Genomic DNA, 17,976 nt, shown 5'->3' on the forward strand with positions numbered 1-17,976 from the left:
TTTTGATTTTTTTTAAACAGTCGCTATAGGTGTAAGTGGGGAACCTACAGCTCCCGTAAGTCTCAGCGGTGGGGCGGTCAGTAAGAACCTGCTTCTGTTGTTGGCCTTTAGCCATCCAGCCAAATCACATAACTGCCATAATTCACCTAAATGAACGCCAAGCCTAAACAAACACAGTTCATGGATGGGCAAATTACTTCCTTGCTTCCCTTCAGGCACTTTTTTACCAACAGCCTCTACAGCCAGATTATCAGAAGCAATGGCCGAAATACCTGAGTCAATGATCCATTGCAATAATTTGGGGTCAAAGCCGTCCAAAACAGCACAGGCTTTGGTTATACTTTCATCCGGCTTTCCTTTCATCCTGAGTATCATTTGATCTAGCCCAGTCCACAAACATAAAATATCCCCTTCCTCAATTTCAACTTTTTGTTTTTCAATCAATCTCATCAAATCGTCATATCCCACCTCTTTCCTCGGGAATTCTCCAAACTCACTGAATAGATCAACCAATACGCCCCTTCCCTGCACACCATGAAAGGCCATGTTTTCCATTCCCAGGGCTTTGGCTTTGGTTTCATTTTTGTCGTTCATGACTACATCTTCACCGACACGGAATCCATTGTAATAAACGGCTTGGGGCTCACCGCTGTCCATTACATCAAATAATGCTCCTCTATGCGCCAAGCTATCCCATTGGGTGGAGTATTGGGTGTGCAACAACACCACGTCATCGGAACCTATATCGGTATGATTCGGATCGGTTTTGTTCCAAAAATAATTGAAGTAGGGTTCATTATTGCGGATAACGGGCTTCAATACGGGAGGAAACCTCACCTTGTTGATCACCTGACCGCCAGGATAATCAAGTGGTAAACTCAGGCAAAAAGTCAATCCTTCCTTTACTTCTGCTATACCTTGTTTTACTTTTTCGGCAGTGATCAGGTTCAGTCTGCCCAATTGATCGTCTTCTCCCCAATCTCCCCAAGTGGAGTTTTCAGGTCTTTTTATCCATCTTTTAGCCATCCTGCTTATAGTTTTTTCAGTACTTGATCTATCATTTTCTCTGATACCCCCAGATAGTTTACCGGGTCAATCAATGTATCAATTTCAGACGCTGAAAGCACAGCTGTTATTTCAGCTTCCTGCATCAGGGCTTCTTTTAGGGTTGTTTTATTCTCGTGTGCCTTACTTGCTGCGGCATAAACCAGGTGATGTGCCTTCGCTTTTCCTACTTTGGGAGCCAATCCCATCATCACGGCTTCCGACATCAACAGACCTCCTCCCAGATCCAGGTTTTTTCTCATAGTGGCTTCACCTACCCATAAATTTTCAAGAATAAAACGCGTATGTTTCAAGGATCCCGACATCAGCACAAATGCCTCAGGAATCACCATCCATTCTATATTCATCTGTCCCACTCCCCTTTCGTGTTCCTGGATCATTGCTGTCAGTTGAGAGCCCACAAGTTCACGCAGTTTAGGTGCAATGGCAATGATAGGCTCGCAGGAAATCGGATTTCTTTTTTGTGGTAAGGTAGTACTGGCTCCCCTGCCCACCTCAAATGGCTCACTCAGTTCACCTACTTCTGAGCGCATCAAAATTGCGATTTCATTAGCGATTTTGGCAAAAGTTGCTGCCATCAATGCAAAAACAGACACAAGTTCAGCCCAGCTGTCCCTTGCTGTATGCCATGTAATGTCCGGGGCTTTTAACCCGAGAGCCTTCATCATGATTTGCTGCACTTCAATTCCCCTGTCACCCAAGGTGGCAAAGGTTCCGACAGCTCCTGCGCATTGTCCAACCAGCAATCTTTCTTTCAATGACTGAATCCGCTCCCTGTGGCGTAGCATTTCGTCCAGCCAGACCGCGGCTTTGTAACCAAATGAAATGGGTGCCGCCAACTGCTGGAATGTTCTACCCGCCATGACAGTTTTAGCATGCTTTTTTGAAAGCTCAGCTGTAGCCTTAATAATCCCATCCAGGTTGTCTTCAACCTGCACCAAACCCGCTTTCATCTGAAGAACCATGCCGGTGTCTAAAACATCCTGAGTAGTCGCTCCATAATGTATCCATCGGGCAGCTTCAGCGCCACAGGCTTTGTTGAGCTGCTTGACAAACGGGAGTATGGGAAAACCCACTTTATCAAACTCAGCTTTCATTTCCGCTAGGTCCAGGTTTTCAGGTTTCCCCGACTTCTCAATGGTTTCCGCTATGCCTGCAGGAATGATATCGAGTTTCTCCTGAGCCTGAGCAAGGGCGATTTCGGTGACAATCCAGGCTTGTAACCTGCTGTGGTCATTGAAAACAGCACGCATTTCTGCAGTGCCAAACATATCTTTGTAATAATCTGAGTCTAATATTGAGCTAGGCATCCTTTAAATTCTTTGCTATTTCTTTAAGTTTTTCAATTACTGATTCATCTACTTTGGTAGCATAGATCAACTCTAAATTTGATTTGATCACCTCCAATGGCCAATCCCACCATTTTATTTCCAATAATGATTCAATGATATGTTCAGGAAACCTCTTTCTGATTGGCTTTGCAGGGACACCCGCCACTATCGTGTATGGCTCCACATCCTTGGTCACTACTGCGCCGGCGCCAATAATTGCGCCATGACCTATTGTCACTCCTCTGTTTATTATTGCATGGGCAGCAATCCAAACATCATTTTGAATGCTGCACTTAGGGGAGGATTCATATTCTGTAGGTTTTTCGCTTATTCCCGAGTACAGCTTCTGAAACCACCATCTGGAATGGGTGGTAGCCAGGTCAAAAGAATGATTCTTTCCTCCTATGGAAACATTCCAGGAAATAGAACAGAATTTCCCGATTTCTGCATGTTTAATGATTGTATTAACTCCAGTGTAGGTCAATGAATCAATATCAGATTTTTGAATTAGGTTTCTTTTATTGATTGCTACATAAGGCGCAATTTTACTTGAATGAACCTGGCTATGGTCACCTATTGAAGAGTTCTCCCCTATAGAGCTTGACCTAATGTCAGTTTCAAGATAAATTTTCACTGATTGATGTATGAAGTTTTCTGCCATGCCTAAGGTCTGAGGTTAATATGGTTTAGTTGCTTACCATTTACATCGAGTACTTTGAAACTGCCATAGACTTGTTTGGCTTTGACCTTTAATTCAGAAATGCTTTTGCCTTTGGTTATAAAAGCACCAATTCTATTGTTACTTGAAAATTCGGCACCTATCACTGCCCCTTTGGTTTTATAGGGAATAAAAAATTCAATCAATGAATGGTCCATACCCGTATCAAATTCAATTTCCCCGAATTTCCCAGGTTCTACATATATATTATTGGTAGCAAAATAGTCAGCCTGGTTTTGGGACTCGGGTAATCTTGGCAATAGTCCTAACAACACATCCAAACTTGCCTGCAAGGTATCAAATCCTGTTACTGTTGGGATAATTTTGTAACTTAAACCACCTCCTATCCTTAGGGCAAATTCTATAAGATATACTTTTTGGTCTTTTATCAATGCCTGAAAAAAAAAAGGACCTGATTTCAAAGACAATCCATTTACGATGTTTTGGGCTATGTCAGAAAATTCTTCTGTTACAGCATTCGAAAAATACTTCTTGGGCACACAGGTGGACCCAATTGACTGCATAACAGCATCAGCCCCAGTTTTTAGCTTATTTTTAACATTGAACATGACAGTAGTTGCTTTGCCATCGATGACAAAACAATCCACCTGCACCTCAGTACCTTCGACAAATTCCTCAATAAACACTGATTGTGAAGGGCTAAAACTCCGGGACCTGTCTATTATTTGGGACAAGTTTTCCAGATTTTCAATTTTCAAAACACCCTTTGAACCGGTGGTGTCAACTGGTTTGATAACCAAAGGAAGATTGAGAACCTTCAAGTTTTCAATAGAGAACTTTTCAATAAATGGTGCGGTATTGATCTTATTTTCAACACAGAATTTTTTCAAATTCAGTTTGTTGTTTATCAGGTTTGTACTTTGGAAACTATGCAAAACAGGTAAGCCAAGTTTTTCTGAAACATAGCTTGCAACCCCATTCGCCTGATCAATACAAATTGACAATATAAGTTTTGGCTGAAATTGGTTGGCGATTTCAAGTACTTTATCTTTATCCAAGGTAGACTCTTGAACATGATGGTCTGCCACTTCTTTTGCAGAAGGGTTTTCCAGGTAATCTATAAGAACTGTAAAGTACCCTCTCTCTTTCAAATTGACAATAAGCTGCTTATGGGGGTTTGTCCCTCCAAGGACAATTGCCACAGGTTTGCCGTTTATATTACTTGATGTCATCAGTCGTTTTTATTTCAATATTCAGTTCAGCCAGCAAAGTCAATATTTCTGAATATACTTTTTCACTTAATTCAAATCTGTTTTCCCTTTCCGATTGCGTCTTGTGTGCCCTCTCACCAGGATAAAAAACAGTGTTTTTTTCACCTGAAGCCTTTATTGTTTGGATAAAATGGCTGATTTTTTCTTCGTACTCTTCTTTTTCCATAAAAAATAAGGGGTTCAATACCATAAAGAAATGGCCGTTGCCGGAATGTTCACCCTCCGTATTAAGTGGTTTTACTGCTCCTGCAAAACCTGCCCCTGTCAATAGTCCCGAAAAAAGGTCTATCATCATCGAAAGGCCTGCTCCTTTGTGCCCACCAATGGGAAGAAGTGTGCCTTTCAGGGCCTCAGCGGGGTCTGTTGTAGGGATACCGTTTTCGTCCAAAGCCCATCCCAATGGAATTTCCTTCTGGTTTTTGGCCGCTAATCTTATTTTCCCCCTGGCTGCGACCGTTGTTGCCATATCAAAAATTATATCTGCATAGGGCTGCGGTGTCGGGAAACCGAAACCGATCGGATTTGTACCAAAAATTGCCTTTTCACCTCCCCAGGGGGAAATGGCAGGTGCTGCATTGGTCATCACTATGGAGATCATGTGTTGCTTGGTGCATTGTTCCAAAAAATAGGCAATCGTTCCGAAATTGTTGCTTTCTCTTACTCCTACTATCCCAATTCCGTAATTTCTGGCTTTCTCTATGCCGTCCTGCACTGCATAGTCGGCAATGACCTGTCCAAAACCGTTGTTGCCGTTTATGGTTTTTACCACAGGCGTATCTTTGACCACTTCGATATCAGCTTTGGCCAGCAAGCTGCCGTTCTTTATCTTTTTTACATAAATGGGCAGTCTTGAAATCCCGTGTGTATCTTTCCCGGTTTGATGGGCATGAAGGATGCTGTCGCTAATTATTGCCCTTTCGTCAGAAGGAACGTCAAATTTTAAAAGAACCTTTTCAATGACTTCCCTGATCCATATTACTTCGACCAAAGCCATATTATTTTATGCTCCCTTTAGCCGAAGCTATCGCCTCAGGGTAATACGTATCGATCATCCTTTTCACCAGACTGACCTGTTTGGCGCGCTGTCTTGCATCTGCATCGCTGGTATCCCAGCTATGGTTTTTGGCAACTGAACCACCTGTTTTGAGGTATATCGGAGATGCCACACGGATCATTTCAGGGACTTCATAATGCCTGATAAACCCTCCCGTAGATGCCGGGTTTTCTGTATGTACATCAATGGGTATGTCTATGCCCTGACGCAGGGAAGCAAGCATCTGCATCTGTATATCCCGCACTGGATTCATGGAATCAGCACCAATCATTTCCAGGACTTTGCCCGAACATGGATTGCCGTGTCCGGCATGGGCCGAAATTTTGAATTTACAGGATTCAGGGATTTCACCAGCTTTGCGCATTTCATTGAATACCCATAAGCTACCTTCATCATAAACCAAAAATGAATGGCAGCCCAAAGCTACAGCACGACGGATTTCTTCCATGGCACGTACTATCTGTTCCTGCCCACGCAACCTGTATCCCATACGCTGCCCCTCAGGGGTATTGACGGAAGCACTTGTGTCTGTGGTCGCTCTTGGACCGACTGCAAGTACCAATTCCACTTGATATTGACTTGCAAGGTCTACCATCTTTAAAATCTCTTCATCAGTAAGCATCATGATGCCTTTGGTTTGGGTCACCCTGTGGATGGTCAGCCCCAACCTTTCGGTCTCCTCCAGCAAGGCTTTCATAGAGCCCGGACCTTGGATCCCGGGTACTTCAAAGCGGTATTGAGCCCCATCCCTGAAGCGCTTTTCGGAAGATGGCAAACTGTATGCATCCCCTATCGGCATCCCTATTTTTTTCAGAAATTCTCTTGATTTTTCCATCGTTATTAATTCTGGAATTCTACAAATAATCAAACAACTCTTTCATTCGGTCTTCAAGACTGTCTACAATGGTCAGGATTTCCTCTTGAGCAGTATTGGAAACTCCTGCAAAATCCATCAAAGAGGAAAATTTATCATCCATTTCAATGTTAGACATTGGGTTTTCCGGCTCTCCTTTGGGGAAATCAATTTTATGCTCAACAGTTAAATTACCCTTCAATCCTATCCTGACAATCGCAGCTCTCTTGGCTGGAACCTGAGCAGAAAGCTCGGCAGACTCATATACGCTGACTTTTTTGCACAATGTCTGAACACGCTCATCTTTTACTGCTTCTTCTTTGAACTGTTCCATTCCCACTTTCCCGAAAACAAGGGCCGCAGCCACAGCGTAAGGGGTACTCATTTTTGCAGAAGCAGGAGAACCGACCTCCTGATGGTCATGCAGTACCACAGCAAATTTATAGGTTTCGACGCTGACGCTTTCAATCATTTCAACATCTAATCCATGTTCTTCTTTCAGGTACAGGGCAGCTTCAACCGGTGCATGCGCATGTCTGCAAGCCGCGTAAGGCTTGACATAAATACTATGGATAAATGCCTCGCTGCTTTCCTCCATTAGTGTATCTACTCCCGAAGCATCGGAATTGACAAAGAAAAATCCCTGACTGCCACCCAGTACGTCATTTGGCCCCATCATATTGGCTTTACCGGACAAACCTGCCGCCAGGCCATTCATTGCAGCCTGACCACTGTTGAAAGGTTTCAATTGGGATTCATCCCTGATCACTTCCAAGATCCCGGATGAACTTGTGGCTGCAGCTGCAAGTACAGATTTTAACTGATCTTTGGAATAACCCAAAGCAAAGCCTACACCAAGCGCTGCCCCGACACCGGCCACTACACCTGTGGCATGCAGTCCTTTTTCTTTCAGCCTTGGTTGCATGGCTTTGGACAGTCTTAGACAGGCTTCGTAAGCCAGGACGGTCGCCTTCAGGAATTCGAGCCCCGAAATCTTTTTCAGTTCAACCAAAGGCAATAAAGCAGAAAAAATTACGGTTCCAGGATGTACCATCCCAAACCTAAAACCATCGTCAAGTTCAAGGTAATGTGAGGAAATACCGTTTATCAAAGCGGCATTCAGCAAGCTTGAATTTTTACCCGTTCCTATTACACTGCTCTCTCCGCTGGCCCCTTCCAGTAAAAAGCAAATATCCGGATGTTTCGAGAACAAGGCATTGGCACCCCCTATGGTCACTCCCAGGTAATCCTTTAAACATGCTTTTGCTTTTTCAAGGTCTTTTTGAAGGATTCCGGACGTATGGAATCCATATAGGTAATCACTAAAAATATCAGATACGGTTGGCATCAGCTTAACATTAATTTCAGGTAATCATTTTCATCCTCAATCACCCCGTAGGCTTCTGCACGCAAGACTACTCCCTTGGCCCAGCTTCTATGCGGGTTGATTTCATTCATCTTGTTGGCCTTTGCACTTTTGATTACTCCTCCGTTGGTTTGGAGTATCTGCTCGGCATCTTCGAATTCTTCTCTTGTGACAGCCTGCATGGCATTCACAAACTTAATATGGGATGGGTGGATGATCGTTTTGCCCACAAATCCGTTTGCCTTGTCCAAAAGGATTTCCCTGAGCAATCCGTCAATGGCATCATTGATAATGGTACTCCGGCTCAATAGGTTGTGGTTGATATTCTTCTGCAGTAATTCTTCAAGATTATCTTTTTTGTAAGCAAGAAAATATTCCCATACTGGCGCTGACACGGTATAATCTATGGTGTCTCTGTTGAAAAAATTGAGAATATCGGATATGCAGTCCCTGACAGGAAGAATATCATAAATCGAGGTATTGATACTTCTTCTTACTCCAAAGATCGAGGAGAAATCTGTCCCTCCTATTCTGATGTTCAATATCAGTTCTTTGAAGGCAAAAACCTTTTCGGAAAGCAGGTTAAGTTCCTCCACCCTTGACTCCCTGTAAGCAATCGATCTTCCTTCCAGGATCGGCATGGCGTAAAGAGATACCCCAAGGGTTTCATTGATCTCTTTCAGCTTTTGGAGATATACGTCTGCATTGGAGGAATAAAACTTCGGGAAAACAAAGCCGGTCAAGACTTCAGCCTGTTCTTTGCTGAGTTTGGAAACAAAACCCACAAACTGACTCACATTTCTTACCCTCAAAAATATCAAAGGAACATCATCTACTGAGATCTCATCCTTCTGTATGGCATCAAAGATAGACGAAAGGTGGCGCAGTACATTCTCTTCCGCATTGCGTACATCTTCCTCCTTGATAGCATCTTCAAAACACATCACCATTGAAGTCAGAGGGTGAAGTGATTTCGCCAAAATCTTTTGTAGGATATCTTTTGTCCCGGGCATGTACAGGGTTGCACCCAAACAATACTGAAGCAATTTTTTATCCGTAAACTTATTGAAGGTAACCGGTTCCTTTAAAAAACTAAAATCCTTGTGGTGGGAATTATGTTTCAATTTTATATTGTTTAACTGTCTAACTGCTTTAAAATAATACCGCAGACTCTTTGTTGATCACTTTCTGAAAGGTCATGGTAAATCGGGAGGCAAAGGATCTTTGAGGCAACCTCATCTGAGATAGGCGTAGGGATGTTTTCCACGTAATTCAAGGAACTCAAACTTGGGTGAAAATAACGTCTGGGATAAATCTCCTGTTCTTCCAGTGCGGCTTTGACTTTCATCATTTCCTCAGATGAATTGAAAACCACTGGATAATAGGCATAATTAAAACCTGTGGATTCACTTACTTTAGGCTTTCTGATAGAGGTGGAATCCAGGTAAGAGTCGTAAAAGTACGATTGACGTTTTCTGGCGGCAAGAATTCCTTCAATATGCTTGAGATTGACCAGGCCCATGGCTGCATGCACTTCGGAATTTTTTCCGTTTATGCCCACCCCGTAGAATTTTTCCGGTCCGTGGTGGCCAAAGTTTCTCATCCAGGCGATCTTTTTATTCAACTCTTCATCTTTGGCGAAAATGGCACCACCTTCAATGGTGTGAAATAGTTTGGTAGCATGAAAACTTGTTGTGGAAATATCACCCCAATTGAAAATAGTTTGACCTTTGTAAAGGGTTCCAAAACAATGGGCAGCATCATAAATCACCTTCAGGTTGTGCTTTTGGGCAATGGCATCAATAACTTCTACTTCACAAGGATTCCCAAAACAATGTGTGGCTAGGATTGCAGAGGTTTTGGGTGTTATTGAAGCCTCTATTTTTGTCGGATCAATATTGAAGGTGTCCGGATCAATGTCCACAAAAACAGGCTTGCAGCCTTCCCAGACTATTGAACTCGTAGTCGCTACATAGGAAAAAGGAGTGGTAATGATCTCACCTTTAAGTTCCAATGCCTTTATGGCCAATTGCAAGGCAACGGTGCCATTCCCTAAGTATGATAAGTATGGAAGACCTAAGTACTCTTTCAAGCTCGATTCAAGCTCACCTACCAATGGACCATTATTGGTCAACCAATTTCTTTCCCATATACCCTCCAGGTATTTGTCATACTCCGCTTTGGGAGGCAAGAAAGGCTTCGTTACTGGAATCATTTTCATATTTCTTGCATTTGAACCATTTTATTGAATCGCTTACTTCCTGAGATCAGCTCTCTGTAAGAGCCTTGATCTTCTATTTCACCATTTTTCAACAAGATGATCTTATCCGATGTTTTGATGGTGGAAAGTCTATGTGCAATGATTAAAATGGTCAATTTCCCTTTGAGGTGATCGATGTTTTCCTGGATGATTTTCTCAGTTTCGGAATCCAAGGCTGAAGTAGCTTCATCCATGACCAAAATGTCAATATTTTTGTATAGCTCTCTGGCAATAGCCAACCTTTGTTTTTGACCTCCACTTACTTGAATACCATTGTTACCCAAAAGGGTCTTCTCTTGCTCAGGCAAAGTCCTGACGAAATCTTCAATTGCGGCTTTTTCCAAAGCATTCCAAAATCTATTGATGTTTTCAGGAGTTTTTTCAGCCCAACCACTGATGTTGTTAAAAATTGAATCGTTGAATATCACAGGATCTTGGGATATATATCCAATTTTGCTTTGATATGTCTCTTTCTTTAGGTTTTTGATATTGACACCATCAATTTTGACTTCTCCTGAATCAGGGTAAAATAGCCCGACAATGAGGTTGACTAATGTGGTTTTGCCACTCCCACTTTCTCCGACGAATGCAACAGTACTTTTAGAGTCAATAACCAGGTTTAAGTTATTGATGACATTTTCACCGTTATATCCATAGCTCACATTTTCCAAATCAATTGTCCTATTGAGGTTTGTATAGGGTTCAATACCATTGCTGTCTTGGGCTTTTTTCAATTGCTCTCCAAAAGCAATTACATTGTCAAGAGAACCGGTCACATTTAGGAAATTATTCCAATGATTCTGCAGCTCCACAAGTGAGTTAAGAGATCTGTAAAAAAACAATAAACTCAGGACAATCGCCCCAATGTTTTGTGAAAATACATTTACTTGGATAAGTATGACTAATACCACAACGGTGATCACAAGCGGCTCTCTTGCAGCGACTACCAAGGAGTTGTAAAAGCCTATCTTCCTGTTGCTCGATTCTATGTATTCAATGGCTGATTTCATTTTAGCATAAAACAGATCCATCAAACCTGTAGCCTTTAAATACTTGAAAAATGCTACATTTTGAATCAATAGACCTTGGTAAACATGTCCTCCTTTTGTGATCTTTTTGGATGTTTGTTTGGTCTTTTTGTATATCCTGTTGTATACCAAATTAGATAAACCTCCTCCTATTGCCACAAGAATCGCAAACTGAAAGTTGGTAATTATCGCCAATCCAAGATAAACAGCTACCAGGACACCTGATTGAATGGCACTGAAATAGTTTTTAAAGGCAGTAGAAACCCTTCCCATTTCGCCCCCCATGGTATTCTGAATCATTCCCGAGTCCAAGGTCACGAAAGACTTGTAGGAAAAATTCCCCAACATCTTTGCATTTTGTAGGCGGAGTTTCCGAATAAAGTATTGCTGCGTGAGTACATTGTAATAGCCCTGACAAAATTTCATCACCCCTTTGAATACAAAAAAGATCAAAATCATGATCAAGACAGAATGAAGGGTGAGTGTAACCCCTATGCTATCTAATCCCGAAACAAGAAACTCCATACCACCCAGGCCTTCACCCGATGCAGTAGCATCCTCACCTCCTACCATTTGTAGTAGTGGCAAAAACATGGCAAGGCCAAAGCCATCCAACACACCCACAGCCAAACTCAGAATCAAGGCAACAAAAACCTTATACCTTAATTTGGAATAGAAATAACGAAAATACCTGAACGAGCCAGAATTGCTACCCTTCATTTAATCTTTTGCTACTAATCTGAGAAATCAATTATTTGTGAAATTACTGATCAATAAGGCCAATGTGGCCATGCTGGTAGCCAGTCCAATCCATGCCTGCGGCGTCATTGGCTGCCTTTCTGGCTTCTGAGGCACGATGATCTCAGCACCTGGTTCTATGTGTGGGTAGAATTTAACAAACAAAAATTTCCTGGTCCTTTGTACATCACCATTGGCATAAACCACGTAAGATTTGCCTCTTCTGGCATCTTCTGTAAATCCACCTGCACGGGAAATATAGGATTTAAAACCTCTCAACTCTTGGTACCTTGCTGTCGTTGGGAACAATACTTCACCACGCATCCTTACTGTCTGAAGCTCTTTTGGAATGCTAATGATATCACCTTCTTCTAATATCAAATCTTGGGCTGAACCAGGATTTGCCATAATAGTACCTAGGTTGATACCAATAAGTTCCTGCTCCTTAAACTCATACTGAACCAAAGAAGTATCTCCTACCGAAACATCCTGGAGCCTTTCTGCACGGAATCTTGAAGCCAAGGTCTGTTTTTCCTTTTCTTCCATTTTGACCTTTGCCTCTTCCTTATCCAACAACCTCTTTTCAATTCTTTCTAAAGCTATGTCTTCAGCTTCACTGAGACTCATTCCTTCTCGCGTCAGCTTGGCTACTACAGATCTCAGGTTCTGCTCCTTGATTTCACTTTCTGTCAAAGGTTGAAAATACTCCGTCCTTCTGATCAAGGTCGCTCCTTTTGGATAGGCAAATTGATTCAATCCACCTGCTCTTCTGATCAAATCAGAAATCCTTTCATTAGCATTACTCAGCGCGAATTCACCCGGGTAAAAAACTTCCCCTTGCACTTCTACTATCCTTTCTCTCTGAAATCCCGGACTTCTTCTTACAAAAATATGGTCAAATGGCTGAAGGATAACCGAGGCATCTTCCGAACTGAGGTTGAGTTGTGGATCCACATCGATATTGATAATCTCAGCAATTTTTCCGGAGATATCATTTCTTACCCTTCTAGCAATTTCTATATAAGAATTTGAAGCTGCATCTTTGAAACCACCTGCTTTTAGAACCAAATCGGAAACGGTTAAATTTTCAGCATAGGCATAAGCACCGGGGATATTGATTTCACCTGTAATTCTGACATAATATTCTTCTTTCAAATCATACCTACTTGGGATACTCAATACATCTTCTCTTCGTAATTCAATGTCAGGAACAGTTCCGTCCAAGATTCCCTTCAAATCTACGGACCTCGATTCCAAGGTCAAATCTTCTTTGGTCCTATATAATATAGCACGTCCACTAAATGCATCCCCTCTTAATCCTTCAGCTTTTTCTATCAAAGTCCTTATACCCATTCCTTCCTCAGGAATACTGAACTCTCCAGGCCTGAAAACAGCGCCGGAAACCTGAACCCTATTCTCAAAGCGGTTGAGGCGCTCCCCTACTGTAATTTCATCTCCATCCTGTAAACTGAAACTGGAAAAGTTCTCTGTGTTTAAGTCATGAACTTTCATTTGTTCACCCGTGGCTCTTCGAATAGTCACTCGCTCTTTGTATGCCATAGAAGAAAAACCACCTGCAAAATTGATAAGGTCCAATACACTCTCCTCTGGCTTCATCTCAAAATAACCTTCTCTCCTGACAGGCCCCTTCAATTCAACTCTGTTTCTAAATGGTTGCACTATCACAACATCATTATCCCTAAGGGTGACATTTGTGCTGTGTTCTCCTTTTATTAGAAAATCATAAATATCCACTTCGCCTATCAACTTGCTGTCTCTATAGACTTGTATGTTTCTAAAGGTTCCATTTTCATTTGGTCCTCCAGCTGCATACAAAGCATTGAAAACAGAAGCAAAGGAAGGTAAAGTATAGGTTCCGGGCTTTATCAGTTCACCTACCATTGAAACTGAAATTGACCTGATATTTCCTAACCTGATTTCCAGAAAAGTATTGGGATTGCTTCCAAGCAAACCTGAATATATTTTAGCAAGCTGTTGTCTGATCCTTGGTCTTGCCGCATCTACTGTGGAGCCACCGACTGAAATCGGACCCAAGTTTGGGATCATAATTCTACCTTCCGTTGTCACGGTCAATTCATAAGACTGCTGAGAAGCTCCATAGACATCAATAATCAATTGATCCCCAGTCCCTATCACATAACTGCCCGGAGTTGGGATATTGAGGCTTGGGTTAAAAGTCAAACTTCTGTTGTGGAAAAGCTTGTATCCAAAGATTTTCTTCTGTTCCGGAGTAAGGTCAAAGTATGGATCTGCCCGACGAATAGAATCAAAAAGCGCCGGGTTCATATTGAATCCTGCAATCTGCCTGACCTGACCTGCCTGCTGACCTGGCCTCATCTGCTGTTGCTGCCCTGGCCTGATTCCAGATCTCAATTGCTGTATCCTATCACGGAGTTTGCCTACTTCACTTGCAGGCATTCCTCGCTCTCTGGCATAAGCTTCCAACTGGGATTCATTCATTCCGGCAGACTCTGCACGCTTGATCAATTGCTCAATCTGGGCATCTGAAAGGTTATCAACTTTGAGGTTTTGAATGTCGTTCATAGACTGAGAATATCCCAATTGAACTAACATAACAAAAGATAAAACCAGAAATAGAAATTCTTTCTTTAGGAAAAATCCTTGCATAGATATTTTCGATGTTTTCACGAATTAACGTAGTTTTTTTAAAGATATTAGATTTTTTGGGTAATAATGACGTTTGGATACAGCTTCGCCCTTTCAGTCACAATTTTGCACTTGACATTCTACATTTAGCAATCCTTCTTACTGCAGATTCAGTAAGCTTTTACTTGGTATATAAAATCAGCCCTTTCGGATCAATATCCCCTTGACTGATTTTGAAATCCACTTTTTTCCCGATCAGATTTTCTATTCTGACACTTAGCTTTTCGAGGTAAGCTTCATTCAGATTTTGACCCAAAATATCTACAGAAATTACTCCGCTGCTATTTCCATTGGCATAGTCTCCCGTAAGGACTACCTGCGACACATCTCCCATACGCTCCAGTATAGCTTCCAGCAACCGGTCTAAGCCAAGGTATTTCCTTATGAGTTCATGAAGATTTTGATAAAGAGGGTGATCGGTATTGGCTTTGTACTCTATTTTATTTTTCTCAGACTGTTTCACCAAAAACCCTGCCTCGGTAAGGTGATTCAGTTCTTTTCTGATAGCATTGGTAGATTCTCCAAACTCATCTGCCAGACCTCTTAAGTGACTTTGATTATTCTCATTAATAAAAAATTTGACCAAAAGCTTTAGCCTAGTCTTTGATGTGATTAAAGATTCTAACATAAAAATGGCGCTGGGAAATGAGCAACAAAAGTACTCGTCTAGTTTTCAAAAGCAAAATTTTTTCAGCTGTTTTTATTATGAAGGCAAGCGAACGTTTATAACAGAACTTTTTTTATATTTTTTATAACTTTTAGAGAACTGTAAAAACATTTGGCTTTTGGTATCAACTTCTATAGATCCCCATATCCTTTCGTTCAAATATTTTCCTAAAAAGGGAACCTGTCATGGCAGAAAATCCTCCTATCAAATACCCCAAAATGCCAGTAACCAACCAAAGAAAGTTATCGCTTTTCACACCCATCAATACCGCCATTTGTTCGGGTAGATTTGATTCAGATTGGACAGAAATCCAGATCGTCAAGACAAACCAAGTCAGACCAAATGCAAAACCAGCTGCAAAAAACGCTGGCCATGGTCTCGGATTAATGGCTATGGCCAGTAAGGAAACGAGAAGCATCAAAACCCAGTATGGCGCAAGTTTTCCTAAAAACAAAACCACAAGTGATGTCAGAATGGCTAATACAAAAGATTTTATCATGGTTTAATTACTGAACTCTGTTGAAAATATAACACCTTGAGTATCTTCTTGCGCTCTAAAGTTAAAGTTGACATACTCACCATTTGCCCATAGTTTGATGAAGTTATCGTAGTACTTACTTCCTGGATTTCCTGATTGTCCACCTGGGTAAATACCAAAAGCGGTGACCTGATCGCCCATTTCAGCGACATAACGCCAACTCGCACCATGTCTCGAACCTGTGGCATTCAGGATCCCTGATCCTCCTCCGGTATAGATTCCTTTTCTGCTAAATGACTCAAAGTTTGGTACCAAGTGGTTGATGCTTGTGTTTTTAAACGCCGCCCAAGTGTATTCTTCATTTCCGTTTTCACTTTCCCATTTTTCTATTTTCTCTAACATACTTTGGAAACTTCCGGTGACATGATCTTTTGCACTTTTCAGAGTTGGTTTCCCCGACTTCCCAAAAATGTTGCCTTCTGGATCTTCATTCAGCAATTTTACTGTCTGATATTTGTTGGGATAGATGACCGGTACATTATCCTGATCAAGAAAAGACCAAATGGATCTATACAAGTTATCCCACCAAATTTGAAACAATACCGGCTCTTGTTGATTGGGAAATGTGTTGAAATTCCAGCCTGAAAGCATTTCCAAATACGGATTTACTTTTGCGGAATCGGTAGAGGTTATTGACGCTTCCAATAAGGAAATCATGACAGGAAGAGCTTCAGCCGCATGCAGGTGATAGGAATCAAACTGCAAAGCTTTCATATCATCAAGGGTAAGGTTATCCATTTCCCTTAGACGGTCATTCAACCTCCTGTTTCGATAATGCTCAAAAGACTTGTCGAAAACATAATAAGGGTAATCTTCAGAAACAGAATGTTGGTTGGCAGAAGAAACAAACCCTCTGGCAGGATTTAGTGTCGCCGGGTTTTGATCAAAAGGAATATAACCTTTCCATTCAAATCTTGGGTCGTTGGCATCCATTAGAAACTTGCCTTGTCCTTCCCATTTGAGAGGAAATCTACCTTGCACCTTCATGGCGATATCTCCTTCTTTGGAAGCAAAAACAAAATTTTGAGCGGGGGAGGTATAATGGTCTAAGGCGTCAAGGTAATCCTGATGATTTTTTCCCCTGTTGAGCATTAAGAAGGTTTTTTGCTCATTGGATTCCATGTGTGCTGTCCATTTGAGTGCGAAATTGACATCTTGTCTTTCTCCGCGGAAGTTTTTATCAAACACCACCGGGCCATGATGGGTATAGACTACTGTATCATAAAAGGTAGCTTGTCCCTTGACCCTGATGGCCTCAATCCTGAGGTTACTTTTAATCCACCTGTCATTGTACAAGTATTCCGTTCTTTCTTCATTTTTAAATTGGACTTTGTACCAATCTCTGGTATCCCTTGTGGCGTTGGTAACCCCCCAAGCTATACTTTCATTGAACCCTGAAATAATCCCCAAAGCTCCGGGAAGAGTGGCTCCTTTAACCTTATAGCTTGGAGTACTCAGTTGCATGGCGTACCAAAGGGAAGGCAGGTTAAGTCCCAAATGCGGATCGTTTGCAATCAGTGCCTTACCGTTTTTGGTTTTTTTAGGCGCCACTGCCCAGTTGTTTGAACCTACACCATCTTCCGGCTGAGGAAGGGTGGAGACGATTATTTTTTCATCAGGATAATTTAGACCATCTGGTTTTACTACCTCCAGAGCTGTGAAATCCCATTTTTTACCCGCTTCAATTACTGGATCATTGTCTTCAGGAAAATCAGGATACAACTCATTCAGCAAGGTTTCCCCGAGAATGATTCTGAGATTGGTGAATTCCAGGTCGGCATCTCCGACCAGCATATCCGCCATATACTTTAGCAACAGAAAGCTTTTGTAAATCGACCAAGGTTCTGGCCTGTAGTTGAGGATTTTATATTCTAAGGGTAATTCCGAATAACTCAGCTCGGAGATATATTGGTTGACTCCATCTGTATAAGACTGTACCAAAAGGTAACTTTCGGGGTCACTCTCTTTGATATATGACATGGCATTTTCCGCACTAAACGGCAAGCCTTTTCTTCTCGCCAACTTATCGACATCCAGCGCTATTGAGCCTACTATTTCAGATATCCTGCCAGCTGCAGCCATGGTCTGGAATTCCATTTGCCACAACCTGTGTTTGGCTGTCACATAACCTTGTACTTTGTAAAGGTCTTCTTCATTTTCTGCAAAAATATGTGGAATCAAGTGCTCATCGTACTGCACTTTGACAGGTGCTTTTAGGCCAACAAGCCTAATACTTTTATCTCGTTTGTGGTCTTCGGAATATGAATTTTGCCAAAATCCCTGATTGGGATCAAGTAGTTTGCCCAATGGAGGAACGGAGCCAAATTGAATAGAAAGGGCAACACCCAGTGAAAGCGTGATCAGAAGAGAAACTAAGAAAGCGAAGTAACGCATAGGAGATGAACTGATAAAACAGAGCTTGAATTTAAAAAGAATAA

General features: G+C 41.8%; 13 protein-coding genes and 1 pseudogene. All 14 read right to left on the reverse strand.

The features are described from left to right. Window positions 1–12: 12 nt before the first annotated feature. The 14 genes and pseudogenes from CLW00_RS07960 to CLW00_RS08025 all read right to left on the reverse strand — a co-directional run bounded on the left by CLW00_RS07960 (window position 13) and on the right by CLW00_RS08025 (window position 17,932). Window positions 13–1,026, reverse strand: a complete 1,014-nt coding sequence (locus CLW00_RS07960; RefSeq protein ID WP_106133152.1) for a cyclase family protein — start codon at window positions 1,024–1,026, stop codon at window positions 13–15. 5 nt (window positions 1,027–1,031) lie between these two features. Then, window positions 1,032–2,375, reverse strand: a complete 1,344-nt coding sequence (locus CLW00_RS07965; RefSeq protein WP_106133153.1) for a class-II fumarase/aspartase family protein — start codon at window positions 2,373–2,375, stop codon at window positions 1,032–1,034. Beyond that, a pseudogene (locus CLW00_RS21840) lies at window positions 2,368–2,682 on the reverse strand (CatB-related O-acetyltransferase); the annotation flags it as partial. The gene CLW00_RS07965 and the pseudogene CLW00_RS21840, both read right to left, overlap by 8 nt. A 377-nt stretch (window positions 2,683–3,059) precedes the next feature. After that, window positions 3,060–4,307, reverse strand: coding sequence for an ATP-grasp domain-containing protein (locus tag CLW00_RS07975; protein WP_106133155.1), 1,248 nt, complete (start codon window positions 4,305–4,307; stop codon window positions 3,060–3,062). Then, window positions 4,294–5,340 (reverse strand): Ldh family oxidoreductase, encoded by a 1,047-nt coding sequence (locus CLW00_RS07980; RefSeq protein WP_106133156.1) that lies wholly within the window; start codon window positions 5,338–5,340, stop codon window positions 4,294–4,296. The genes CLW00_RS07975 and CLW00_RS07980 overlap by 14 nt, the downstream gene beginning before the upstream one ends. Window position 5,341: 1 nt before the next feature. Then, the gene (locus tag CLW00_RS07985; RefSeq protein ID WP_106133157.1) at window positions 5,342–6,235 is read right to left on the reverse strand and encodes a peptidase; all 894 of its coding nucleotides are present in this window, start codon (window positions 6,233–6,235) and stop codon (window positions 5,342–5,344) included. 19 nt (window positions 6,236–6,254) lie between these two features. Then, window positions 6,255–7,601 (reverse strand): MmgE/PrpD family protein, encoded by a 1,347-nt coding sequence (locus tag CLW00_RS07990; RefSeq protein ID WP_106133158.1) that lies wholly within the window; start codon window positions 7,599–7,601, stop codon window positions 6,255–6,257. Further along, entirely contained in the window at window positions 7,601–8,743 is a 1,143-nt protein-coding gene (locus CLW00_RS07995; protein ID WP_106133159.1) for an HpcH/HpaI aldolase/citrate lyase family protein, read from the reverse strand. The genes CLW00_RS07990 and CLW00_RS07995 overlap by 1 nt, the downstream gene beginning before the upstream one ends. An 11-nt stretch (window positions 8,744–8,754) precedes the next feature. Further along, a complete protein-coding gene (locus CLW00_RS08000; RefSeq protein WP_342747905.1) occupies window positions 8,755–9,840 on the reverse strand; it encodes a DegT/DnrJ/EryC1/StrS family aminotransferase in 1,086 nt (361 codons plus the stop codon). Continuing rightward, window positions 9,837–11,627, reverse strand: coding sequence for an ABC transporter ATP-binding protein (locus CLW00_RS08005; RefSeq protein WP_106133160.1), 1,791 nt, complete (start codon window positions 11,625–11,627; stop codon window positions 9,837–9,839). The genes CLW00_RS08000 and CLW00_RS08005 overlap by 4 nt, the downstream gene beginning before the upstream one ends. Window positions 11,628–11,654: 27 nt before the next feature. After that, window positions 11,655–14,240, reverse strand: coding sequence for an SLBB domain-containing protein (locus CLW00_RS08010; protein WP_245917198.1), 2,586 nt, complete (start codon window positions 14,238–14,240; stop codon window positions 11,655–11,657). 214 nt (window positions 14,241–14,454) lie between these two features. Then, a complete protein-coding gene (locus CLW00_RS08015; RefSeq protein ID WP_106133162.1) occupies window positions 14,455–14,961 on the reverse strand; it encodes a transcriptional regulator in 507 nt (168 codons plus the stop codon). A 163-nt stretch (window positions 14,962–15,124) separates the two neighbouring features. Beyond that, window positions 15,125–15,499, reverse strand: a complete 375-nt coding sequence (locus CLW00_RS08020) for a hypothetical protein (RefSeq protein WP_106133163.1) — start codon at window positions 15,497–15,499, stop codon at window positions 15,125–15,127. Window positions 15,500–15,502: 3 nt separating this feature from the next. Next, window positions 15,503–17,932 carry a penicillin acylase family protein gene (locus CLW00_RS08025; protein WP_106133369.1) on the reverse strand — a complete coding sequence of 810 codons (2,430 nt, stop codon included), beginning with the start codon at window positions 17,930–17,932 and terminating at the stop codon, window positions 15,503–15,505. Window positions 17,933–17,976 lie beyond the last annotated feature (44 nt).

The sequence above is a fragment of the Mongoliibacter ruber genome (assembly GCF_003003005.1).
Classification (GTDB): Bacteria; Bacteroidota; Bacteroidia; order Cytophagales; family Cyclobacteriaceae; genus Mongoliibacter; species Mongoliibacter ruber.